At 61.1% G+C, this 23,026-nt stretch carries 15 protein-coding genes; 9 read left to right on the top strand and 6 right to left on the bottom strand.

Annotated features, from left to right (window positions below; all coding sequences use genetic code 11):
• Positions 1 to 706 precede the first annotated feature (706 nt).
• Genes JFX23_RS07765 through JFX23_RS07755 form a run of 3 tightly spaced genes read left to right on the top strand, consistent with a single transcriptional unit; the run spans position 707 to position 3,928 of the window.
• Positions 707 to 1,768, top strand: a complete 1,062-nt coding sequence (locus tag JFX23_RS07765) for an efflux RND transporter periplasmic adaptor subunit (protein ID WP_198776416.1) — start codon at positions 707 to 709, stop codon at positions 1,766 to 1,768.
• 1 nt (position 1,769) lies between these two features.
• The gene (locus JFX23_RS07760; RefSeq protein WP_198776415.1) at positions 1,770 to 2,492 is read left to right on the top strand and encodes an ABC transporter ATP-binding protein; all 723 of its coding nucleotides are present in this window, start codon (positions 1,770 to 1,772) and stop codon (positions 2,490 to 2,492) included.
• The gene (locus JFX23_RS07755; protein WP_198776414.1) at positions 2,489 to 3,928 is read left to right on the top strand and encodes an ABC transporter permease; all 1,440 of its coding nucleotides are present in this window, start codon (positions 2,489 to 2,491) and stop codon (positions 3,926 to 3,928) included. Before JFX23_RS07760 ends, JFX23_RS07755 begins: the two co-directional genes overlap by 4 nt.
• 686 nt (positions 3,929 to 4,614) lie before the next feature.
• Here the strand turns inward: JFX23_RS07755 and JFX23_RS07750 are convergent.
• Entirely contained in the window at positions 4,615 to 5,526 is a 912-nt protein-coding gene (locus JFX23_RS07750; RefSeq protein ID WP_198776421.1) for an A/G-specific adenine glycosylase, read from the bottom strand.
• Between the two features lie 637 nt (positions 5,527 to 6,163).
• Between JFX23_RS07750 and dcd the strand changes: the two genes are divergently transcribed.
• The 4 genes from dcd to JFX23_RS07730 all read left to right on the top strand — a co-directional run bounded on the left by dcd (position 6,164) and on the right by JFX23_RS07730 (position 12,813).
• Positions 6,164 to 6,745: a dCTP deaminase gene (gene dcd, locus JFX23_RS07745; RefSeq protein ID WP_005962482.1), complete on the top strand. Its 582-nt coding sequence runs from the start codon at positions 6,164 to 6,166 to the stop codon at positions 6,743 to 6,745.
• Positions 6,746 to 7,208: 463 nt separating this feature from the next.
• Positions 7,209 to 8,426 carry a PRTRC system protein E gene (locus JFX23_RS07740; protein ID WP_233050687.1) on the top strand — a complete coding sequence of 406 codons (1,218 nt, stop codon included), beginning with the start codon at positions 7,209 to 7,211 and terminating at the stop codon, positions 8,424 to 8,426.
• 483 nt (positions 8,427 to 8,909) lie between these two features.
• On the top strand, positions 8,910 to 9,905 hold the full coding sequence (locus tag JFX23_RS07735) for a hypothetical protein (protein WP_198776413.1): 996 nt from the start codon (positions 8,910 to 8,912) through the stop codon (positions 9,903 to 9,905).
• 235 nt (positions 9,906 to 10,140) lie between these two features.
• Positions 10,141 to 12,813, top strand: a complete 2,673-nt coding sequence (locus tag JFX23_RS07730) for an N-acetylmuramoyl-L-alanine amidase (protein ID WP_198776412.1) — start codon at positions 10,141 to 10,143, stop codon at positions 12,811 to 12,813.
• A 134-nt stretch (positions 12,814 to 12,947) separates the two neighbouring features.
• Here the strand turns inward: JFX23_RS07730 and JFX23_RS07725 are convergent, their stop codons facing one another.
• Entirely contained in the window at positions 12,948 to 15,713 is a 2,766-nt protein-coding gene (locus JFX23_RS07725) for a (Fe-S)-binding protein (protein WP_198776411.1), read from the bottom strand.
• A gap of 469 nt (positions 15,714 to 16,182) precedes the next feature.
• Between JFX23_RS07725 and purF the strand changes: the two genes are divergently transcribed.
• Together purF and purM are read left to right on the top strand one after the other, a co-directional pair.
• On the top strand, positions 16,183 to 17,754 hold the full coding sequence (gene purF / locus JFX23_RS07720; protein WP_198776419.1) for an amidophosphoribosyltransferase: 1,572 nt from the start codon (positions 16,183 to 16,185) through the stop codon (positions 17,752 to 17,754).
• A gap of 313 nt (positions 17,755 to 18,067) precedes the next feature.
• A complete protein-coding gene (purM, locus tag JFX23_RS07715) occupies positions 18,068 to 19,213 on the top strand; it encodes a phosphoribosylformylglycinamidine cyclo-ligase (protein ID WP_198776410.1) in 1,146 nt (381 codons plus the stop codon).
• 581 nt (positions 19,214 to 19,794) lie between these two features.
• On the opposite strand, the gene JFX23_RS07710 is transcribed toward purM, so the two are convergent.
• The 4 genes from JFX23_RS07710 to JFX23_RS07695 form a co-directional block, all read right to left on the bottom strand.
• Positions 19,795 to 21,093: a Fic family protein gene (locus JFX23_RS07710; protein WP_233050686.1), complete on the bottom strand. Its 1,299-nt coding sequence runs from the start codon at positions 21,091 to 21,093 to the stop codon at positions 19,795 to 19,797.
• Between the two features lie 240 nt (positions 21,094 to 21,333).
• Positions 21,334 to 21,594 (bottom strand): DUF3073 domain-containing protein, encoded by a 261-nt coding sequence (locus tag JFX23_RS07705; RefSeq protein ID WP_198776409.1) that lies wholly within the window; start codon positions 21,592 to 21,594, stop codon positions 21,334 to 21,336.
• Between the two features lie 198 nt (positions 21,595 to 21,792).
• Entirely contained in the window at positions 21,793 to 22,095 is a 303-nt protein-coding gene (locus tag JFX23_RS07700) for a DUF3618 domain-containing protein (RefSeq protein ID WP_198776408.1), read from the bottom strand.
• Positions 22,092 to 22,547: a phage holin family protein gene (locus tag JFX23_RS07695; protein WP_233050685.1), complete on the bottom strand. Its 456-nt coding sequence runs from the start codon at positions 22,545 to 22,547 to the stop codon at positions 22,092 to 22,094. Before JFX23_RS07695 ends, JFX23_RS07700 begins: the two co-directional genes overlap by 4 nt.
• Positions 22,548 to 23,026: the final 479 nt, after the last annotated feature.

Below are 23,026 nucleotides of genomic sequence, written 5' to 3'. Positions count from 1 at the left end.
ACGGGCCCACACACTACGACAACGCCTACAGCCCCGACACCGGCTTCCACACCCGAAAAGGCTGGGCCGGACGCACATAACCCCCACGACACGCCCGAGCGATGCCACACTTTCCTGCCGGTAACCCCTACTGTCGATATCGCATACGCTCTTACGCTCTTACGCTCTTACGCTCTTACGCTCTGCCCTTCTTGCGCTCTCTGAGCGTCGAGCCGTCGTTGCATGCCAGCACCAGCCCCGGTTATAGGACAAAAAGGGGATGCGGACACTTGTGTCCTATAACCCGCGATCTCGGTGGTGGTGCGTGCGTTGGACCTGGCGTGAGATTGTGTTTGGGGTGTGGGTGCGGGTGTAGGGGAGGGTGTTGTCTCCCCTGGTTGTGATCTCGGTGGTGGTGCGTGCGTTGGACCTGGCGTGAGATTGTGTTTGGGGTGTGGGTGCGGGTGTAGGGGAGGGTGTTGTCTCCCCTGGTTGTGATCTCGGCGGTGGTGCGTGCGCTGGACCCGGCGCGAGATTGTGTTTGGGGTGTGGGTGCGCAGGAAGAGAAATAAGAATCTGGGACCAGACCAGAAACCAGGGGACCCCGGAAGAACCCTGAGACTCCCCCGGTTCTTACCTGAAAATCATCCTCGAGGGCCATTGCCTCATTTAATTTGAACGTGATTCCACGCGAATCCAATCGCTTCTACGGATCTGAGGAGTTTCCATGTCGTCGTCGACCCGATCGGGGCGTGTCCTCGCAATTGCACGGACACTGATTTGGGCGATCATCGCGCTCGCCCTCGTGAAGTTCGCATTCTTCCCAGCGAACGGAGACGATACAGCCGAATCACTCAATCCGGATGCGAACTACACGCAGATCACGGTCACCCCCACGAAGGCTGACATCACGAACACAGTCCGCGCAAAAGGGACCGTCCAATCCGATCCTTCGGTGACAGTGAAAGCGAGCGGCGAGGGCGAGGTCACCTACATCGGGGCTCTTGACGGCACGGCTGTCGAGTCGGGAACCCCGATCCTCGAAGTTCGCAAGGAAATCCCCGGGGAGACAACGACGAGTGTGGACGCAGAGGGCACTCCGCAAATGCAGACCACTCCGACGACCTACAGCTACACGACGATCTACGCGAATGCCACAGGGACGCTCCGCCTGAACGCGCTGATCGGACAGCGCTTCTCGATCGGCGATCCGGTCGCCACGATCCAACCCTCAACCTTCTCAGCCTTCGCAACCCTGAATGCCGACCAGCTCTACCGCATTCAAAATGCGCCAGGCGAAGCGACCTTGACGATCACGAACGGTCCAGCGCCTTTCACCTGCTCAGGCCTGGAGATCGTGACCCCCGAGAAAACCACGAAGTCCGAAGACCAGAACAACCAGCAGAACACCCAGACCGGCATTCAGGCGAAATGCCCGATTCCCGCTGATCAAACGGTTTTCCCGGGCCTTCAACTGACCATGGAGATCGTTTCGGGACAGGCAAGCCAGGTACTCACGCTTCCCGTGAGCGCAGTCGAGGGCCGCTTCCAAACCGGCTACGTGTACCTCGTGGGCGAGGAAGGAAGCAAACCACAGAAGCACCCGGTCAAGCTCGGTATCACCGATGGGAAAATCGTCGAAATCACCGAGGGACTGAGCGAATCCGACTCCGTCCTCGAATTCACACCGAGCGCGAAGAAAGACAACACGAAGCGAGAATCCGACGCAGGCGATCTCGGAGCCCCAATCGCAGGCAACAGCGCCACAACCTCGGAAGCGAATAGCTGAAATGTCCTTCATCAAACTCGAAGGGGTGACCAGGACAGTCACCCTGCCGGACGGATCCGACCTTCGGATCCTCACTGGAGTGGACCTCAAAGTTGCAGCAGGTGAGCACGTGTCGATCGTCGGCCGTTCGGGCACGGGCAAGTCGACAATGCTCAACATCATTGGAATGCTCGACCTGCCGACTGCGGGCAGATACACGATCGACGGGGTAGACGTCGCCTCCCTCGGAGAGGGGCGGCGGGCACGCCTTCGAGGTGACACCGTCGGCTTCATCTTCCAGCAGTTCAACATCTTCAACGCTCGCACAGCCCTTGAGAACGTCGAGGTTCCCCTTCTCTACTCCAGTGGCGCACGATTCTGGAAGCGCCGAGAGCTCGCTACCCGCATGCTCGAGCGCGTCGGCCTCGGCGATCGAGTGGACTCGCATCCGACCCAGATGTCTGGTGGTGAGCAGCAGCGCATTGCGATCGCGCGTGCACTCGTGCGCAGCCCGAAGATCATCCTCGCGGATGAGCCCACCGGCGCCCTCGACCCTGACACGGGTGGGAGCGTCATGGAACTCCTTGAGACGGTTGCCGCGGAGAATAATGCCGCGCTTCTCGTCATCACGCACGACCCGAAGGTCGCCGAGCGGGCCGACCGGGTGCTTGAGCTCTACGATGGAACGCTTCACGAGGGGCGGGTCTCAATGCCTTCGAGCGAGTCAAAGGAGGTGAACGCATGATGTCGCCCGAGCAGATTCTTGGCCCAATCGTCGAGGCGTGGGGGGAAGTGAAGGCGCAGAAAGCCCGCGTCATCCTCTCCCTCGTCGGTGTTGTCGCCGCGGTTGCTGCCATGTCGACCGTCATTGCCCTCGGTGATCTCGTCCTCCAATCGAGTCGCGAGATGATGGATGCGGAGATGGGGCGCTCCGTCACCTTGCACGTCAGTGCCTCCAAGGTTTCCGAGGGCGAGGGCGAAGGCTCTGAGGAACCCGTTTCTGAGCACGGCTACGGCGGTTCTGGAAGCAGCAATCCGATGAACGCCGCGAGCCCTGATCCACGGGGACAAGGACAGAATCCACAGGGACAAGGACAGAACGAGGACGCGAACGTGAGTCCGGGAGGCGTTTCCGACCCGATGGGTGAGGCCATGGAAACGCTCGCCTCCCGATTCGAGATCCCCTACTGGTCTCGCTTCGAAAAAGGAAATGCTTCCTTCGAAGAGGTATGGAAAGCTGAGGAAAGCGGGCAATTCCGTGGCTATCCGACGATCAAGAACCGGCTCGAAGGAAGCGGTGAGATCAGTGTCTACGCGGTCGACCCGAGCTATTCGACGATCTTCCGCCTCCAGCACTCACACGGCCGCTGGATAGAAGAGGCAGATGCTGATCAGCGCCTCGTGCCGGTCGTCATCAACTCGATCTTGTGGAACTCTTTGGGGCGCGCGCCTATCGAAGATCCGATCATCCTCACCTCCGATGATGAGGCGAAAACCCGCTACAGGGTCGTTGGTGTTATTGACGCGTCTTCCCAGTGGGATGAAGCGAAGATGTACGTGGACTATCGGGCGTGGCAGTTCGTCAAGCTCGGAGGTCCGAACTCTTCAGGAGCAGGTTCCTCAGCTCGCCCTTCGGTCGAGATGCTCGTCTGGAGCGGCGAGGAGCAGGCCGAACAGGCCAGGGAGGTCCTCCCAGATGCTCTCGCCTCCATCCTCGGTAAGGGGTGGAAGGGCTCGGTTTACGGCGGCGAGAAGGTTGAGACCGGTGAATCCGCCCTCCAGACCGCGCAGACCGTGGTCATGATTGTTGGTGGGATTGTGATTCTCCTCGGTGCACTCGGGCTTTTGAATGTGGCGATCGTGACCGTCAGGCAGAGGATCCGTGAAATCGGCATTCGTCGAGCGATGGGAGCCTCAGCCAAGCGCGTCTTCTTCGCGGTGTTCATGGAGTCGGTGGTCGCGACTTTCGTCGCGGGTGTCATTGGTGTTGGGCTCGCGATCGTGATCGTGAGGTTCTTGCCGCTGGAAAGCCTCGACATTGTGCTCCAAGGCAAACCGGCCTTCCCGGTGAATGCGGCGATTTCCGGTGTGGCGATCTCGACGGCGATTGGTGCGCTGTGTGGGATTATCCCGGCTTTTGCTGCGGTGAGAGTCAAACCGATCGACGCGATCCGTTACTGAATCGAGGTGCTTCGAAGGAGGTGCAGGCTGCGGGTGTTTCTGAGGATTCGCCCGCAGCTTGCGGCTGTTTTTGTGAGAAGCGCATGAGGCTTTTCCAGGGGAGCGCATGAGCTTCGAGGGGGCGAGAGGGGCGTGAGGCCGCACCCGCCCACACCTTCGCGTCAGCGCGAGAGGCTTCCGGATGCGAGGGGGCGTGAGGCTCCGGATGTGAGAGGGCATGAGCCTTCCGAATATGAGGGGGCGTGAGTGCCCGGGCATCATGCCCGGCTCCACACCAGAGAGCCTTCCAGATGCGAGAACGCATGAGGCTCGAGGTGTGAAAGCGCGTGAGGTGGTGCCTGTGAGACTTCCGGATGCGAGCGGACGTGAGGCTTCTGGCGCAGGGGCCGTCCGGAAAGCTCGCACAACACCGGAAAGTTCGGGCGACATCGGAAGAGAAGGCCAGGTTCGCGCAAACCCCGAAGATTCGCTATGCATACAGCTAGAGTCCCTCGCTATGTCGCGCGCCTCGCCCGGAAGACTCCCTGCGCGTGGCCCTCGCTATGCTGCGTCCTTGCCTCGGCAGGAACGCCCCCACGCCTACAGCCAAGGAAAGGAGAGGTAAAGAGAAGAGGCTTTTCGAAGAAGCTCGGATCATGCTGCGAAAACCGCGCAGCATGGTGTCAACCGCGCAAGACAAGGGAGGATCAGCTGCTCGGCAGTGCGATCCGATCCTCGTCCTGGATCACGACCAGTCCATCCGTGATAAGGCTCGCGAGAACCCGGGGCGCCTGATCCGCGTCCGCACCGGGAAGTGCCGCAGCTTCAAGAGCCTGCGCTCGTGAAACCGAAGGGGATGCATCCTCTGCTCTAGCCTCATCCGGGCTGCGATGAAGCGACCTCAACAGCGCGATCACTCGTCCTCGTGCCTGACGGTCCGTGCCCGCCCACGCCTGAGCCCTGCCTCGTCGTTCCGATGCAGGTTTACCTGCGAGGAGCCACCTGCATGAGGAGGCGAGCGGGCAAGAATCGCACGCGGGCGAGCGTTGGACGCAGTGCAGCGCACCGAACTCCATGATCGCGACGTTCCAGCGCGCGCATTCGGCGCCCTCGACGGGCAGAAGGGAATCGGCCAGAATGCGCTCCTGCTTGGATGGTGCAGAGGACGAGGGCCGCTCGCATCCCAGCACAGTACGTACGAGCACTCGTCGGATATTCGTATCCAAAACCGCGATTCGGGCGTGGAACTGGAAGGACATGAGTGCGGAGGCCGTGTAGGGGCCGATCCCCGGTAGGGAGCACAGCTCCTCGTAATCCGCAGGAACCCGGCCTCCGGGCCGCTTCGCGATCGCGATCGCACACTCGCGCAGGCGAAGCGCCCGCGAGGGGTAGCCGAGCCGTTCCCATTCGACGAGAACCCTGGCAGGACTCGCTGCCGCCAGGTCTTGCGGGGTCGGCCACAGCTCCATCCAGCGCTGCCAGATCGGTTGAACGCGCGGCATCGGCGTCTGCTGGCTCATGACTTCGCCAACCAGCGTTCCCCAGGGCGATGTTCCAGGTGCGCGCATGGGTAACTCGCGTTTGTTCGCGTCGAACCAGTCGAGGATCTTTTCGCGCATGCTCGCGAGTTGTGTGTGCGAGGGCGGGGTCGGCCTCGTCGTGGATGTCGGCACGGGCACAGCCTAAAGGAATCTGAGGAGAGGGAAGGATCGGGGGTGCGGGTGTGAGGTGGGTGGAGGTCCAGGACGGGGCGTGGGGGTTTCTGTGGGGAACTGGGCACAAATCGGACAGTGGGTGCAGGCCCTGGTGCGGGGCTGGGGCACAAGTCGGACAGTGGGTGCAGGCCCTGGTGTAGGACTGGGGCACAAGTCGGACAGTGGGCGCAGGCCCTGGTGTGGGACTGGGGCACAAGTCGGACCATAAGAGAGCGAATACAGATGATTGTCCAGATGGGAGAACTGAAGTTCCCTCAAAAGGGTTGAGGTTGTACGACTTGTGGACGGGCAAGCTTCCGCAGGTACTTGAGTGTGTACGACTTGTGGACGGGCAAGCTTCCGCAGGTACTTGAGTGTGTACGACTTGTGGACAGGCACCCCCGCTGCGTGTGGACAGGCACCCCCCGCTGCGTGTGGCCAGGCAACCCCTGCTTGTGGCCAGGCATCCCCGCTGCAGGTGGATGCCGAACCCTGCTTGTAGACGGAAACCTTCAGCGCGACCTATGCCCCGTCCTTGAGGTGCTCATGAGAGAATTAGGCCATGCTGCTCTCCGATCGCGACATTCTTGCCGGCCTCGATTCCGGACGCATTCGCTTAGATCCTCTGGACCGTTCCCTGGTCCAGCCGGCGAGCATTGACGTTCGTCTTGATCGTCTGTTCCGCCTTTTCGACAATCACCGTTACGCCGTGATCGATCCTGCTGTTGAACAGTCTGAACTCACTCACGAGGTCGATGTGGGACCGGATGAGCCTTTCGTTCTTCATCCGGGAGAGTTCGTCCTCGGGGCGACTTACGAGTGCGTGAGCCTCGGCGATGACATCGCCGCACGCCTTGAGGGCAAGTCTTCTCTTGGCCGTCTTGGTCTGCTGACTCACTCGACTGCTGGATTCATTGATCCGGGGTTCTCTGGTCATGTGACTCTTGAACTGTCGAATACTGCGACAATGCCGATTCTGCTTCACCCTGGGATGAAGGTCGGACAGCTGTGCTTCTTCGATCTGTCCTCACCGGCTGAGCACCCTTACGGTTCTGAGGGCTTGGGCTCTCATTATCAGGGGCAGCGTGGCCCCACGCCTTCGCGTACCCACTTGCGCTTCAGTCGCACGAGAATCGGAGACTGACAGGCGAAGGATGACGGCACATTCAGTTCCAGGGAACGAGGGCGGGGTCCCGCGTCGGACATCAATGCGCGAGCGGATGTCGCAGGCGGACGCGCGAGCTAGGGGACAAGCTCCTCGCTCTCAGAGCGCATATTCCGAGGGGCAGGTTTCCCAATCCCAGGGTGGACGTTCTGAGCGCCAGCTCGCCCAATCCCGGGTGGAATACCCACCGGTTGCTGCGCGCCTTCAGGTTTCGGAGTCAACAGTTGCATCCCCGCAGATGGACATGCAGGCCGAGGGGAGGGCTTCGCATTCCCTGAGGCAGGCTGCTCGTGCTCAAGGCGTACATTCCGAGGGGCAAGCACTGCAATCTCAGGACGCACGTTCCCAGAGCACGTATTCCCAGGAGCAAGCTCCCCATTGCGAAGGGGCGCGTTCCCAGGCCACCCCTGCTCACAACGCCCGTGCCCAGGGCGCGCGTGCCGTGGGCGCACGTTCTGAGGAGCAGGCTCGTGGGCGGGCAGATGAGATCGACTTCTCCACTCCACTCGGAGCCTCCTCGGATCTGACTTCCACATCTTTGCGTGCCCTGTCCTCCCTCGCGGATTTCTCCACATCCTTCGTCGTAGGCGAGGAGGGTGTGCAACGCGCGGATACCCTTTCGCCGATCGCTGCGAGCCTGTCGACTTCAGAACCTGAAAGCGTTATCGGCTTGGATGATGCGCATTCGCATCATTTGCTCCTTCTTTCTGACGAGGTCGACCAGGCGGAGATCGAAGCTCTCGCACTGTCCATTTGGGATGATGCTCGTTGGGAGGGAGCGGGTCGGCTTCGCTTGACGAGTGGCGTGCTTTTGGAAGGCCCGTGGCGCCTCGATGTTGCTGCACGAAAGGAACTGAGGACTCCCGCAGTGTTGACGAAGGTGTGGGTTTTGCGGTGTCCGCGCAGTCAACGCCGCCCCGTGCCGCAATGGGCTATTGGAGTTGACGAGTGGGCGAAGGTGTTCCCAGAGGGGATGCCAACGGGCCTTGAGTATCGGGTGCTTGAAGCTGTGAAGCGCATGGCTCGCCGCCTCGGGGGCGCGCTCCGGATTGCGGATTCGGGTCAACTCATTGCGCCCGACCCGGATTCTGCGGTGTCGTTGAGCGTGTACAGCCCACGTTGGTTGAACGCGGGAGAGTTGGAAGCCCTCCTGTCCGAAGAGTTCCCGCAGATCCGTGATTCACGTGAACTCGCCGTCCGACAAGCCAAAGCCACTCCGGCTGAGGAGGCAGCACTCGAGAGGGCACTGGACGCAGCAGGCCTGACTCGTGCGGAGATCGAGATGAAGATTCTTCGGGCACAGAAGAGCGTTTCTCCTGAGGTGGGTGGACAGGACCACTTGCTCGAGGGCTATACGTTACTCACCCCGATCGCGAACCGCTCAGATCTGGCGATTGAGGTCTGCTTGGTGCCAACTCCGCCGCAGGTACTCCGCTGGGAGTCCTGGACGACGGGGTTCGTTGTCGAATACTCCTTGCGTTGGTTGCAAGCCGGTTCGCTGCAGGCGCCAACTCGGCCTTCACGCACCGCTCGCCTTGAGCGGATCCGCTCCTGTCATGACATCGAAAGAGCTGCGAGCCTGATCGCGAGGGCTGTTTCTGGTTCCGTCATTGACGAGGACGGGTTCCTTGTTGCTCTCGATGATGCTCTGGCCGACTGAACCCCCATTGACGTTTTCACAGCCCTTTGGGGGAGCACATGAATTGGGTGCTGAGGGGGCTCCAGTGCGGAGGAATCGCAAGTCTTCGGCGCGAGACATTCAGGAGAGTCTCGGCGCGCGAGGTTCTGGAGATTTCAGGGGCGCGAGATTCAGGGCTTCCCCAACGCACTCAGGGGCATTGGATTTTCGAGACTTGCGGCGCGCGAGGTTCTGGAGACTCCAGGGGCGGGAGATTCAGGGGCTCCAGTGAAGGAGAAGCATTGGGCCCCAGGGGATCACAACAGCGCCTCGCCTCGAGGGAGCCTGCCTCTCCTCGTTCATGTAGAGGATCATGTTGAGGACGCAAAAGCCGGACAGTGCCTCGCTTCGAGGAGCCCAGGGACGGTATCGAAAGGCGAGCAGCCCTGGAGTCGAGGCTAAGGAAGCCCTCAGGATTATCTCAGAGGCACCCGCTGGGATAGGGGTGACATGAAGGAGAAGCGCATGAGCGAGCAGGACGCCGAGGAGCTGCGGGAAGTCGAGCTCATCTTCGAGGACGAGGCGCCGAGCGATGCAGAGGCGCCGAGCGGCGCAGGAACCCCCGAGGCCCATTCTTATGAGGATTCGAATGCCGAGGCGCAAGCGGAAACTGAAGGGAGCACGTCTTCCCTTCCGCGTTTCACCCAGTTCTCAACAGGGCACGACTACGAGTCTCGGCCCGCAGGAATACGCTCCTATACTCCTTTCGGTTCTGAAGGAGGATCCTCGCGTTCCTATTCGCCTCCCCGAGGGGCTGTCCCGTCCTCGTCTCATGGACTCTTTGACGAGGCTTCGTCTGATTCTTTTGAAGCGACTCAGTCCATTCATTCGCTCTGGACTGGGCCCCTTCCTACGGCGCTTCTTGCAGGCTGCGCCATGGCGATCGGTGTTTTCGGTGTTCTCGCGAAGAATGTCGGAGGCGCTTTCGCCTTTGCAGGGCTGAGCGTTCCTCTTACGGGTGCCGAGGACGCCTCTGTCTTTATTGCGAGGGGGATCGGGTATCTTTTCTCCTTCTTGGGAGCGTTTCTTCTGGTTTTTGTCGCCTGGGTTCTTCTTCGTCGTCGTGGTGAAAAAGCGGCGGCATCCGCTTTTCTCGTCAGCATGTGGACTGCTGGGCTTGTCTCGAGTGCCATGGCACTACTGGCTTTGGGGCCGGTGCCGTATATCGTCTCGGCGATCGCTTTCCCTGCAGCTCTTTCGACTGTGTCGCTCGTGCTTGTGAAGCAAAGGCCGAGTGGTGCTTTCCGTAAAGGTGGCGTGGTTTCGCTTTTCGTGCTTGTCGCGCTGACAACTGTGTTCATCGTCGCTGGTAGGGCGACTCTCGTGGGTTCTATCGCCTCGCTCCTCCTTGGCACTGTGGGGGCATTGCTTGGCGTGCGATTGTGGAATAGGTGGTGGGCACCGATCCTCGAAGCCCGTGAGTACTTCCGTTCGAGGAGACATAGGAGCTTCGATCGATAAGGGGCTGGGCTCTTCTCGCTGAGACACTCGAACTTGTTCGACAATGGTGCGGCGCTTCCTTTGGGTAAGGGAGCGCCCTTTTCGGGTGAAGCCTCCGATTAGCCCCTGTGAGGAGCGGAGGTTATCAAGCTCGGACCCTCCAGGCTGCTGCTCCTCTTCTTCAGGAAGGTCCTATCCTATCGTGTCAGTTCGTGCTATTTTCTTTTGAGTTGTCACATGAGTCTCAGGAGTATCAATGTTGTCCTCGGCGTCACTGATCGGCGCGGTCGTTTCCGCGGTCCTCGCCCTCGGCCCCGTGTCGGCGCCGACGAAGGGAACAGACAGAGCGGATGAACCCTCCCACCCGGTGATGAGGATCGCGCTCACGACATCAACGGGAAGCCCAACTGAGCTTGCCAGCGCGGGTCTCGACAAGCTGCCGCTCTCTTCCGGCCAAGCATCGGGCAGACCACTCAACCCCTTGAATCTGTGGCTCTCTGAGCAAAACGACGCGAAAAAAAGCAGCGCTGCAACACCAAGTGCAAAAGAAGGAAGGAAAGAAAACCTCAGCGCGAAAGAGAGGGCTACTCAATCCTTGAGTACAACACGAGGAGTGGGCGGAGAGTCTTCATCGCACTCGCCCCTCTCGTCCTCGCCAGACGCGCTGATCAAAGACACGAAAGTCTTAACCGAGCCGCTGGAAGTTTCAGACTTCTTCGTCGCAGGTTTCATTTGGGATGACACCGCTGCTTCAACTGATGAACGGACCTTCCTCATTCGCGTCCGAGAGGGTCAGACCTGGTCCGACTGGTACGAGATCGAACGCGATAGCGACACTCGCCCCGATGACGCACAAGAGGCGACCGGCACCGAGCCTTTCGTGACCGCAGGCGCAACAGGAGTGCAGATTCTCGTCGCCGGCGCGGAAGAGATGCCGAAGAATCTTGAACTGGTGCTCGTCCCGGATAATGCCGAGGGCGAGAAGATCCTTGAAAAATCTGAGATAGAGACGACAAACGCTTCGGGGACGCCCCTGAATGAGCCGCTCGACCAGTCGAAGAATGAAAAATTGACTGAAGCCCTGTCCGGCGCTTCTGACGCGTCCTCGTCCTCAGGGCAAACAGCCTTTCCCTTAGAGAATGCATCTGCTCAAGGAACAGGAACGGCCTCCGCTTCTGATCCTGCAACGCCCGTCCTCGAACCCTCATGGGGTGCGCCGAAACCCACGGGCAGGGGAATCGGAGCCAAGAGCTCTGCCTTCGTGCGAAGCCTTTTCCCTGCGACGACGACCGCGAATGGCCTTCCGATTCCCGTCGTGACGCGCAGCGAATGGGGTGGGAGCGCATCCGAACCTTACGACTGGGGGGCCGAATACTCGTATGCGCCTTTCGTGGTCGTCCACCACACGGCGGGGACGAACAATTACACATGTTCTCAGTCGCACTCGATCGTCCGGGGCATCTACCAGTACCACGCCTATTCGATGGATTGGGGGGACATCGGCTACAACTTCCTCGTCGACAAATGTGGTCAGGCCTTCGAGGGCCGCTGGGGGAGCTTGAACTCCTCGGGCGGCAACATGGTGGCCGCAGGTCATTCTCTGGGCTTCAACACCGGAACAATGGGCATTTCAATGCTCGGGAACTACACCTCGGTCGCTCCGAGTAATGAGACTCTTTCAAGCGTCGGCGCTCTCGCAGGCTGGCACCTTGATAAGGCGGGGGTGTCTCCCTCCTCATCGGGAGTGTACGTTTCACGGGGGAATGGGAAGTACCCCAAGGGCACGGCGGTAACACTTCCCCGCATCTCCGGTCACCGCGATAACGGCTACACCGCATGTCCGGGCGATGCCGCCTACCCGTTGCTGTGGAGGGTTCGTCAGGCCGCCTTGGAGGTTTCCTCGAGCGCTATCGAAGGTACTCCCGCCGCGCCCATCGCTGTGACGGGCCAGTGGGTTTCCGACGGCGGAACCTGGTATTTCCGCACGAGCTCTTCGAACTCTTACGTGTCGAATACCTGGGCCTTGATCGACAACGAGGTCTACTTCTTCGATTGGTCCGGCAGGATGCTCACCGGCTGGTATGCCTTCAGAGGGAACTGGTACTACCTTGACCCGTCTGGGGCGCTGCACAAAGGTGAGCTGTCCATTCAGTCCGGCACGTACATGCTCGACGAGAGTACGGGTGCCATGTTCACCGGCTGGAAACTGGAAGGAGCGGGCTGGCGCTACTATAAGCCCGACGGTGCACGCGCTTATGGTTGGGCCGCCGTGGGAAGCAATTGGTACTACCTCGACCCTGCGAGCGGGATCATGCAAACCGGGCGCCTAACAATCGCGGGCAAGACCTACCTGCTCTATTCGAGTGGCGAGATGGCGAGCGGATGGGTCAAGGACGAGTCCGGCTGGCGGTATTATGGGGCTGACGGTGCCCAAGTCGGAGGCTGGGCGAAAGTCGAGGGCGAGTGGTACTACCTCGATCCGCAGACCGGCGTGATGCAGAGCGGACGCCTGAGCATCAATGGGGTCACGTACTTCCTCGCTGCAAGCGGGCACGTTCAGTACGGTTGGTACGCGCACAACGGAAATTGGTTCTACCTGCATCCCAGCGACGGGGCAATGCTCACCACCTGGGTGGCCGTGAATGGAACCTGGTATTACATGGAGCCGGACAGCGGCCAGATGCGTACCGGCTGGCTGCAGCTCGGGGATGTCTGGTACTACTTGGACGGCTCGGGTGCGATGCGCACCGGTTGGTTGCAGCTTGGGAACAGGTGGTATTACCTGGATGCTTCGGGTGCGATGCGCACCGGGTGGCTGCTGCTTGGCAACACCTGGTATTACCTGGATTCTTCGGGTGCAATGGTGACCGGAACACAGAGCATCGACGGAGTGTCGTACTTTTTCACAGCTTCAGGGGCGCTTCGGTAGTTCGTAGGCCACGAGGCGGACGAGGTCGTGGGTGTCGACTGATTCGACGGAGGATCGACCGCCACATGGGACAGGCCCGGGGCTGTCGATCAACTCAAGGGAAGCGTGCACACTCCTGGCAGTGGCCGGGGCACTCACTCCCCTTCGACAGGGGGCTGCGCTTGTCCACGGCGCACGGATTCGAGCAGCATGATCGCAACATCCTTCACGAGCGGGATTCTCTGTGCGCCCGCGTCGGCACCCGTAGCTGCGCTCGCTCCCGCGCCCGCGCCTGCTGAGGCACCTGCGCTCGCGCTCGCATCCGCGTCCGTGCCGGGAGCCGCTCTCACTGAAGCTTCTACCCTGGCACCGCCAGACTCGCCTGTGCTCGCGTCAGGAGCAAGGCCAGCCGAATCTGAATCCCCCACGCCAGCGGAGGCAGAAGAAGCGGAAGGAAGCACGGGAAACAGCCCGGCGGATGCGCCAGAAGCAGAGCCGAGCATTTGAGAGCAGAAGGGGCACGCGGTCGCGACAACATCCGCGCCGGTGGACGCGGCCTCGGCGATCCGAGCATCCGCAATGCGGGTGCCGCGTGACTCCTCGAACCAGGCGTGGGCACCACCCGCGCCGCAGCACATGGCGCGATCTGCATGACGGGGCATCTCCACGAGTTCCACTCCGGGAAGGGAAGCAACGAGCTCGCGGGGAGGAGCGAAGATCTTATTGTGACGTCCGAGATAGCAAGCGTCATGGTAGGTGACGTGCAGGGGAGTTCTGAGCGTCTTGCCTTGCTCCCCGGGCTCGGCAGCGGCGGAGGGGGCTGCTGCGCCGGGCTCGGCAGCAACGGGCTTCGCGGCACCGGGGGTGCCAGCACTGCGCTTGGCTACGCCGGGGGCAGCGACAGGGGTGAGGCGTCCCTCCCGGACCAAGCGGTTGAGGAGCTGAGTGTGGTGAATGACCTCGAAATGGCCGCCGAGTTCGGGGAACTCGCCTGCGATCGTGTTGAAACAGTGCGCGCAGGAGACGACGATCTTCTGTGGCTTCGCTTCGTTGAGAGTCTCAATGGCTTGGGCGGCAAGCATCTGGAACAACACTTCGTTCCCGGCTCGGCGCGCAGGATCGCCCGTGCAGGATTCACCAGAACCGAGGACCGCGAAGGACACTCCCGCAGTGTGGAGGAGCTCGGCGATCGCGGCGCTCGTCTTCTTCGCCGAGTCGTCAAAGGCTCCCGCACACCCGACCCAGAACAGGTAATCGACTTCAGAGGCGTCCTCGAGGTCCTCGCCGACGACGGGAACATCGAAGTCAAGATCCTTCGCCCAGTCGAGGCGCTTGCGCGCGGGCTGATTGTAGGGATTCTGCTTGGACTCCATGCCGCGGAAAGCTCGGGAGAGTTCACGCGGGAAAGCGGACTCCATAAGGACCTGGTGGCGGCGCAGATCGAGGATATGGTCGATGTGCTCGATATCGACAGGGCACTGGTCGACGCAGGCGCCACACATAGTGCAGTCCCACAGGGCTTCCTCGGAAATAACCTCTGGAACGAGGGGAGCATCAACATCGGCGACCCCCATCGGGCCTGTCGCCCCCGAGGCGGCTAAGACCTTCAGCAGGTCAAGGGAGTGGGGACTCGGGTCAACCCCCTTATCGAGCATGATCTCACCCGATGCTGCGAGCTCTTCGGCGCTACGCTCCCCGGGCACTTGAGCGTCTGAAATCTGCTGAGAGACGATCTCCTTCTTCGATGCGGATTCCATGTGGTCGCGCATTGACATGATGAGGAGCTTGGGGGAGAGGGGCTTAGCGGTGTTCCACGCCGGGCACAGCTCCTGACAGCGGCCGCATTCAGTGCAGGCGTACAGGTCAAGACGCGCTTTCCAGGACAGCTCGGCCAGGCTCGCGGTTCCGAGCACTGCGTCCTCGTCCAGGTCATCGAAGACGTCTGGGGAGGTGACGGGCTCGCCCTTGATGAGCATGTGGTCGGCGGCACCCAGGGACTTGCTTCCGTCGGCTTTGCGGCGCGCATACACGTTGATGACGGCGAGGAAACGGTGCCAGGCGACGCCCATGGAGGTCTGAACGCCGACGACGATCATCCACAGCATTGAGGTAATGATCTTCAAAGTTGCGACGAGGACGACGCCGTTCGCGATGTCCGTCTGGTTTGCGCCCGCTCCGATCAGGAGAGTGCCAATCCACGAAGTGAGGGGGAAATGCCAGACCAGTCCTACTCCGAGGGCGGCCCCGGGCGTCACAGATTCGAGGGCGAACTCGAGGCCTCTCAGTGTGATGATGCAGGCGCAGACGATGAGCACGACCCACTCGACGAAAAGCGCCTGCCAGCGGGTTGAACCGAGGAAGCGGGAGGCCGTGCCCTTGGGGGAGCCGTCGCGCGGATGCGGGCGCGACAAATCTGAGGGGAGTTCGCCCTTGCGGGCGCCGAGGGATGCTGCGGCCTGATCGGGCTCGTCATTCGAAAGGGCCGCTTCTGCGGCGGAGCCTCGTCCTGATCTGGCGCGGATGATCATCAGGGCGATGATTCCGAAGAGCCCACCCCATGCGAAGAACTCCGTCAGCCACTCCCAGGGGATGAAATGGCCGATCAGGGGCAGTGTGAAGTGTTGATTGCGCAGCTGCCCGTAGCCCGTGATGAGCGTGAGGAACAGCAGCGGGAAGGAGATCATGACGAACCAGTGCGCGAGCCTCACCCAAGGGCGACCCTTGAATTCGCGGTGGCTAAGTGCAGTCGTGAGCAGCATCCACGTGCGTTTCCCGACGGGGCGCATGCGCCCGGGCTCGGGCGTGCCCTCGCGGACTCGTCGTACCAAGGAGATGACACCGCGCGTCAGAGCGAGAATACCGATCAGGGTCACGAGCAGTGAGAACGCCCAACTCACGACGCTGAGGACGGGCGAGGCCATGGGCTTCCTCCAAGGGGTTTTCGAGTCGGTTCGCGCGGGCGCGCGCCCCCTCAATTATGGCGCTTCGGACTGGTGGGGTGGGTGCCGGCCTGTGCATGAGGTCGAGTTCGCAAAGTTCGAAAGGTGGAGTTCGGCTCCTGGCGTTCTTTCCGTTGTCAACGCCGTCGCCCGCTCCGCGTGAGCGATGAAGTTCGCCATATGGGGCGATGGGCTCCGTCCCGTGCTGTGCCGTCACCTCACCCTCCGCCCCGACCTTGCCTTCGCCCTCGTCCTCGTCTGCCGATTTACTCGTGCATGTCGATTCAATCGCGCTTTTCTCCGCGATCGTGCGTTTCGCTTCACTCGCGCATCGCGGCCAGTCGTGCGTTTCGCTTCAGTCGTGTATCTCGCCTTCTTCCTCCGTGGGCGCCCGTAGCGTCATCTCGCCCTTGTGTGAGACAGTGGTCCCGTGCTCTCTGAATCCGTGAACATGGACCAGACACTGACCGACCGCGAGATCTTCGAGGACGACCGCCCACACGACCACTGCGGAGTGTTCGGCGTGTGGGCGCCGGGCGAGGACGTCTCGCGCCTTACCTACTTCTCCCTCTACGCCCTCCAACATCGTGGACAGCAGTCCGCGGGGATCGCGACCTCGAATGGGGAACAGATCCTCGTCTACAAGGACCAGGGCCTAGTGAATCAGGTGTTCACTGAACAAACCCTGCAGGGCTTGCAGGGGCATCTCGCCCTCGGACACGTGCGCTACGCGACAACGGGCGAGGACACGTGGAGGAACGCGCAGCCGACCCTCGGGCCGACACCGAGCGGCACTCTTGCGCTGTGCCACAACGGGAATCTGACGAATACCGCCGAGCTTCGAGACTTGGCCCGTTCAATCGCGGACGAGGGCGAGGACGTCGAAAGGGGCGCCTCCACCGACACTTCCGTTGTGACGGCCCTGCTCGGTCTTGCCGAACGGATTCCCGGCCCCGTCCCCTTCATCCCTCCTGCTGTCGCCCTCGCCGATCCGATCGGAGAGGGCGATGCGTCGTCTGCAACCCCTGGTGAGCAGCTGGTTTCAGTCAGTGTTGAAGCCGAACCGGCCGCCCTCGTCGCCCCTGCACTGAAAGTCCTGCCCCGTCTGAAGGGCGCTTTCTCCTTGGTTTTCATGGATGAGAACACGCTGTATGGGGCGCGCGACCCGCACGGGTATCGTCCGCTGGTACTCGGGCGCCTCTACTCGGGCTGGGTCCTCGCTTCCGAAACTGCGGCCCTGGACCTGTGTGGTGCGAGCTTCGTCCGTGAGATTGAACCCGGTGAGCTTGTCGCGATTGACTCTACTGGCGTTCATTCGCGTCACTTCGCGGTGAGGCGTTCGAACACGTGCGTTTTCGAGTACGTCTACCTCGCCCGCCCGGATACGGTGATCGGGGATCGCCAGATCGTTGCAGCCAGGCGAGAAATGGGGGCGATCCTCGCCCAGGAGTCGCCGGTCGATGCGGATCTTGTGATCCCAACCCCTGAATCGGGCACTCCCGCCGCCATCGGATACGCCGAAGCTTCAGGGATCCCATTCGCTCAGGGCCTGGTGAAGAACGCCTATGTGGGTCGCACTTTCATCCAGCCGACCCAATCCCTCAGACAGCTCGGCATCCGTCTCAAACTCAATCCTTTGCGTGAAGTGATCGCGGGCAAGCGTCTGATCGTCATTGACGATTCGATCGTTCGTGGGAACACGCAGCGGGCCCTGGTCCGTATGCTCCGCGAAGCCGGGGCCGCCGAGGTCCATGTGAAGATCTCCTCCCCGCCGGTCGCCTGGCCGTGTTTCTTCGGTATTGATTTTCCAACGAGGGCGGAGCTGATCGCCTCTTCAATGGATGTGGAGGGGGTGCGAGCCTCGATTGGCGCAGACTCCTTGTCGTATCTGTCAATGGAGGGGATGGTCCGCGCAACCCGTCAGGGTTCGAGCCTGTGCTTGGGCTGTTTCAACGGCGCATACCCGGAGCAGATCCCCAAAGGCACTCCGATCCCGGGCACGCCCGGCGCCTTCGCCTGTTGAGCCCGAGGCTGATGCCTTTCTGGTCATTGCGTCTTCTGTTCTCCTTATCCTGTCCTTCCGATCCTGCTGGCCGCCGGTTCTGCTGGCTTGACGTTCGCGCTCTTTTTCCTTCGACTCGCACGTGTCTTTCCGATCCTGCTGGCCCACCGGTCACGCTGCCCTTCCGCTCCGTCCCCTCTTGTCCGCTTCTCATTCGTCTTTCCAATCCCCCCTATTTGTCCACCGCAGCGCCCCTCGTCTTTCACCCCACACTTCGTCTTTCCTTTCCTCTTATCCTGAGAATCTCCCCGCCCAATCCGATCAAGGAGCCCCGATGAGCGACGACACCCCCCTCGATTACGCCTCCGCTGGAGTCGACACCTGCGCGGGTGACCGCGCGGTCGAACTCATGAAAGAGGCCGTGTCGCGCACGCATGACGCGAGCGTCCTCGGCGCGACGGGCGGATTCGCTGGATTGGTCGATGCTTCCGCACTGCTGGGAATGGAGCGTCCACTTCTGGCGACCTCGACGGATGGCGTCGGAACGAAGATCGCCATTGCGCAGCAGATGGACATCCATGACACGATCGGCCAGGACTTGGTCGGCATGGTCGTTGACGACATTGTCGTCATCGGTGCGCGTCCCGTCCTCATGACCGACTACATCGCCTGCGGCCACGTGATCCCTGAACGCATCGCGGCAATCGTGACCGGCATCGCCCGAGCCTGCGAAGCAACTGGCACTCCCCTCGTCGGAGGTGAAACCGCGGAGCACCCTGGTGTCATGGACCCTGACGACTACGACATCGCAGGTGCTGCGACCGGCGTCGTTGACGCTTCGAAGCTCCTCGGCCCTGACCGGGTTGCGAACGGCGACGTCCTCATCGCGATGGCCTCCTCGGGCCTGCATTCAAACGGCTACTCCTTGGTGCGCTCAGTGGTCGCGAGGACGGGCCTTCCCCTAGAAGCGAAGGTCGAGGAGTTCGGCCGTACCCTCGGTGAGGAGCTTCTTGAACCGACCCGTCTCTACACGAAGCTCTGTCTCGACATGGTGGACACCTTGGGCGCGGGCGAGGGGGCGAGCGGGATTCACGCCTTCTCGCATGTCACCGGTGGTGGCCTGGGAGCGAATCTTTCGCGAGTCCTGCCTCTTGGTGCCGTCGCCGATGTGGACCGCGCTTCGTGGATCGTCCCGCCGGTGTTCGACTGGGTCCGTCGTGGAGGTTCGGTGACCTGGACGGGCATGGAGGACTCCCTCAACCTCGGTGTCGGCATGGTCGGCGTCGTCGGTGCACAGTCCGCTGAGGAAGTTCTGCGCATTTCCCGTGCAGCGGGGGTCGATGCCTGGGTGCTCGGCGAAGTCTCCTTCCCTTCTGAGCTCCCGGTGGACTCAGGGGCTTTTGAGGGGCGCGTCGTTTCGGGTACGAAGGGAGTCACCGCTGGCGCGGTGCGTTTGAGGGGCGACTACCGGGTGGGCTGAACGCAGGGGTTCGCTGGGCGGCCAGGTTACCCGGGTGGGGGGTTCGCTGGGTGTGTGGAATCGACCGACTGGATGGTTGGCCCGTTTGAGTGCTGGCCGCCCGTACGCCCATCGCTTGTCGCGCGTGTGTCCGTTACTTGCCTCGCCTGCGCCACCATTTGCACCTGTATTCCAGGGTTCCCGTCTGATTCCTGTCGTATTGGCGGTGTTTGCGCAGGGAAACCTGGAATTGGGGTTCGGCTGAGTGGTCGGGTTGACCGAGTGGTCGGGACCCTGAGGTGTCGGGCGGGCTGGACGGTCGGGGTTGCCCGAGCGACGGTGGGGATCGTCTGAGCGCTCAGCGCCCCCGCGCGGCAACTGTCGGACTGTCTGAAGAACCCTGCGCATCGACTGAAGAGCCTTCCGGACTGCCTGAGGGGCGTTTCGGACTGCCTGAGGGGCCTGCCGAGAGTTCTATGCAGAAATACCATCAAGTTTAAATCCTTATCCTTGATGAAAGCTGGCGGGGTGACAAGCTTAAGGCGAATCCTTCACCTGCGGCTGCAGAGGAGTGGGAAGAGGAGGAGCATCTGAGAACTCTTCTATCGAGGGATGACGGGAACCGGAGCGGCAGGTGGACTGATTCTTGTGTCGAAGGCCGTACTCGCAAGCCTTCGCACGGATAGATCGACGAGTTCGAGAACCCGAGGAGCTGAGTAGAAGAACCTTCCTTGAATCTCGCGGCGCTCGAGAATCCCCGCTTCGGTGAGAAGAGTGAGGCCTTGCTGTGCCGCCTGCCGTGACACGGAATGAATGCGACTTGCCGAGGTGATTGTGAGCACGGGGGTTGCAGGCAGATCTGTGAGGATTCGTGCCGATGCAGAATCCGACCTCATTGCACGGGTGTGGCCGCTCGCATTCCAATAGCGAGCCAGTTCTTCGTCCCATTCATCCCGGACGCGCCCGAGCTCTGCCTCGATCGATTGAGCCTGTTCAGTAGCGGTTATGACAGATTGAGCGAAGAAAGAGATCCAGTTGGCGCGTCCTTCGTGGAAGGCCTCTCCTCCAACGGGGCCGCTGTAGCGGTATGCACCGAGGGCAAAGACATAGTCGTCTCTGGTTGTTGAAAGAACCTGGCTTACTGGAAGCACAGCCTTCTCAGTGAGTCCTCTCCTCATGAGGATCGTATGAATGAGGGCGCGCCCGACCCGTCCATTCCCATCCACAAAGGGGTGAATCGTCTCAAGCTGGGCATGAACGAGAGCGGCCTGGATGATGGGAGAGTGCGCTGCTCCGTTCGCGTAGTCAACGAGATCCGCAAGGAGTGCCTTGATGCGTTCTGGTGCTGGAGGAACAAAATCCGCATCGAGAGGCGTGTAGGAGTCCCCTCCGATCCAATTCTGCACTCTTCGAAGACCAGCGACTTCTGGCGTATCAGCGAGGAGGGACTCTTGAAGGTGCACAAGGTCTTCCGCGTCGATTCGAGGCTTAGTGACGAGTGTTCTGCGGGCTTGTTCGACGACCGTCATGTTGTGGACGACAAGACGCGCCTGGTCTGACGCTGTGAGCCTTCCCTCGGACTCTTCGAGCTCGGCGAAGGCGACCTGTCTGGACGAGGGGGCGTATCCCTCAATTCGTGACGAGGCGATTGCCTCGGAGCGAAGGAGGAAACGGGCGATTCCAGCAAGATCATCGCTTGTCGCGACCGCGCGAACTGCGCGTTCGGCGTCGGCGACAAGGGTATCGAGGGGTGGAGTGAGGACAAGAGGGGATCCGACGAGTAGGTCCGGGACATATGAACGGTAGGCGCCTGAGCGGCGTGCACGCCGGGGAAGCCCCGATTCGATTCGAGATTCCCAGAATTGCTCATCCCAGCCCGCCATTGTCCCCCCTCTCTTCATCAAGTTTAAACCTTAATCCTTGATGAAAGTCGCCGAGTCGACAAGCTTAAGGGAGATCCTCACTTGCCTCTTCATACCCGGACCAGCCTCTGCCTGACCCCGCGCAGAGATCTTGCGACTATCGGCGACCGTGTTCGCTTGAGAGCCGTGTCCTCGTAATGAGACAAGGGCTGGGCGCACGCGAGTGCGCCCAGCCCCAGTCAGTCTCAACAGAGCAGTGGCTCTGCGATCAGCGTGTAATCACTTCTTCGGGGAGATCCAGAATTCCTCGTCCAATTCGGGAGAGTCGTCTTCTGGTTCCTCCTGCGCGAAGTCCGCGTACTTCGAGTAGAGGTCTTCGTCCTCTTCGGGGTTCTCGACCTCGTCCTCGTACTCTTCGTACGAGTGAGATTCCGACGACGCGAGTTCTCGCTGCAGCGCATCGAGATCGGTGTCGGGACTGAAGTACTTCAGCTTCCGTGCGACTTTCGTCTGCTTGGCCTTTTGACGGCCGCGCCCCATGGCGTCGACCCCCTCCGCGTCGTTCGGGTCCGCGCGAGGCGGTGCCCTGGATGATTAGAAATGTGTCGTGAGAACATCATAGCCATACCTCGAGCGGCGCTACGTACCCGAAGAGCGTGATCTGCGTATGGCACGGGGTGATGAACCCAGCAAGATCGGCTAAATCCTGGCGATCTGCGAGGCGCAGTGAATGTGAACTCAGTGCCTCGAACGGACGATCTTCACTACGACGAGTCCCACGAATGCGGCAACACCGGCAGCGACGTATCCGACACGTTTGAGCGCTTCGGAGTCGCCGTCCTTCGCGTCATCAACGGTCTGTGCAGCGAAAGACTTGAGTTCGTCGAACTTCGCTCTCGCGTTGTCTTTCGCCTGACCGACGATGTAGTCGGGCTGGACTCGGCCGAAGAGTTCGTCAACGGTTTGGGTCATCTGCTCGCGCACCGCTTCGAGTTCGGCGCGGATCTGGTCTTCTGTGCGTTCGAGGTTGTCAGTGTTCACTTCCCCAGACCTTTCTTGAGAGCGTCAATGTCACGAGTGAGACCGTCCTTCGGATCGGGAACGTCCGCCTGACTCTTCCCCAGGAGGGACGCGCCGACGGCCGCGAGGACAGCCACGATGATGAGAAGCATGCCAGTGGTGATGAGCGAAGCCGCCCAAGCGGGGAGGGCAATGGCGATCGCGAGTTCGATTGTGTGGAACACCCAGGCGAGAAGATAGAGAGAGAAAACGAGTGCGACTGCGAGGAGTGCGCCGCCCGCACCGAATTTCTTCGCAAAGTTCTTCACCTTGAGCTTGTTGAGCTCGATCTCACCATTGACGAGGGTCGTCACCTGCGTCGATAAGGCGGAGAAGAGCTCTCCCATGCTCGCAGGGCGTTGAGGCTCGGCGCTCCAAGTCGCCGCGCGTTGAGCGCGCTGAGTCGTGGAGGGCGGTTCGATCGGTGTCGTCATCGGAGGCACTCGCTTCCTCTTTCGATGGTCGCGGGTGTTCCGCGCTTCGTCTCAGTTTCTCATGTCTCGCATGCATCTGCAGACGACCCGCGAATCACGAGGTCGGGGCGTGGAATCCACAAGTCGAGTGACGGACGAGTCAGCCTGGGGGCGCCGAGTGATGTTGGGGCGGCACTCAAGAGTTGATGCCTCGCAGGCCGTGCATCGCCACTGAATCGTGTTCAAGCTCGCCTGACCGTTCTTTACTATCTTCGTTCCACATACACCACGACACGGTGGATTCCTCCTCACGCTCAGCGAGCATGCTCTCAGAGGATGTTCATGCCGTCATTTCCGGCGGAATCTCGCCGAAAAACGTCAATCTTGTACGCACATTCCTGCCCCTAAGCTGCGAAAAGTTCCTTGGATCCTGAAAACCGCCGATGAGTCGAAGAGTAAAGGATGCTACCCAAATGCCCTCCTTTCGAGGGCTGAAGGTC

Origin of the sequence: Schaalia cardiffensis (assembly GCF_016405145.1) — a bacterium.
Lineage (GTDB): Bacteria > Actinomycetota > Actinomycetes > Actinomycetales > Actinomycetaceae > Pauljensenia > Pauljensenia cardiffensis.
This window is presented reverse-complemented; position numbering and strand designations above follow the sequence as displayed.

Coding starts and splice junctions, on each gene's coding strand:
- JFX23_RS07765 (WP_198776416.1), top strand. CDS start 707: ATGTCGTCGTCGACCCGATCGGGGCGTGTCCTCGCAATTGCACGGACA.
- JFX23_RS07760 (WP_198776415.1), top strand. CDS start 1,770: ATGTCCTTCATCAAACTCGAAGGGGTGACCAGGACAGTCACCCTGCCG.
- JFX23_RS07755 (WP_198776414.1), top strand. CDS start 2,489: ATGATGTCGCCCGAGCAGATTCTTGGCCCAATCGTCGAGGCGTGGGGG.
- JFX23_RS07750 (WP_198776421.1), bottom strand. CDS start 5,526: ATGCGCGAAAAGATCCTCGACTGGTTCGACGCGAACAAACGCGAGTTA.
- dcd (WP_005962482.1), top strand. CDS start 6,164: ATGCTGCTCTCCGATCGCGACATTCTTGCCGGCCTCGATTCCGGACGC.
- JFX23_RS07735 (WP_198776413.1), top strand. CDS start 8,910: ATGAGCGAGCAGGACGCCGAGGAGCTGCGGGAAGTCGAGCTCATCTTC.
- JFX23_RS07730 (WP_198776412.1), top strand. CDS start 10,141: ATGTTGTCCTCGGCGTCACTGATCGGCGCGGTCGTTTCCGCGGTCCTC.
- JFX23_RS07725 (WP_198776411.1), bottom strand. CDS start 15,713: ATGGCCTCGCCCGTCCTCAGCGTCGTGAGTTGGGCGTTCTCACTGCTC.
- purF (WP_198776419.1), top strand. CDS start 16,183: ATGGACCAGACACTGACCGACCGCGAGATCTTCGAGGACGACCGCCCA.
- purM (WP_198776410.1), top strand. CDS start 18,068: ATGAGCGACGACACCCCCCTCGATTACGCCTCCGCTGGAGTCGACACC.
- JFX23_RS07710 (WP_233050686.1), bottom strand. CDS start 21,093: ATGAAGAGAGGGGGGACAATGGCGGGCTGGGATGAGCAATTCTGGGAA.
- JFX23_RS07705 (WP_198776409.1), bottom strand. CDS start 21,594: ATGGGGCGCGGCCGTCAAAAGGCCAAGCAGACGAAAGTCGCACGGAAG.
- JFX23_RS07695 (WP_233050685.1), bottom strand. CDS start 22,547: ATGACGACACCGATCGAACCGCCCTCCACGACTCAGCGCGCTCAACGC.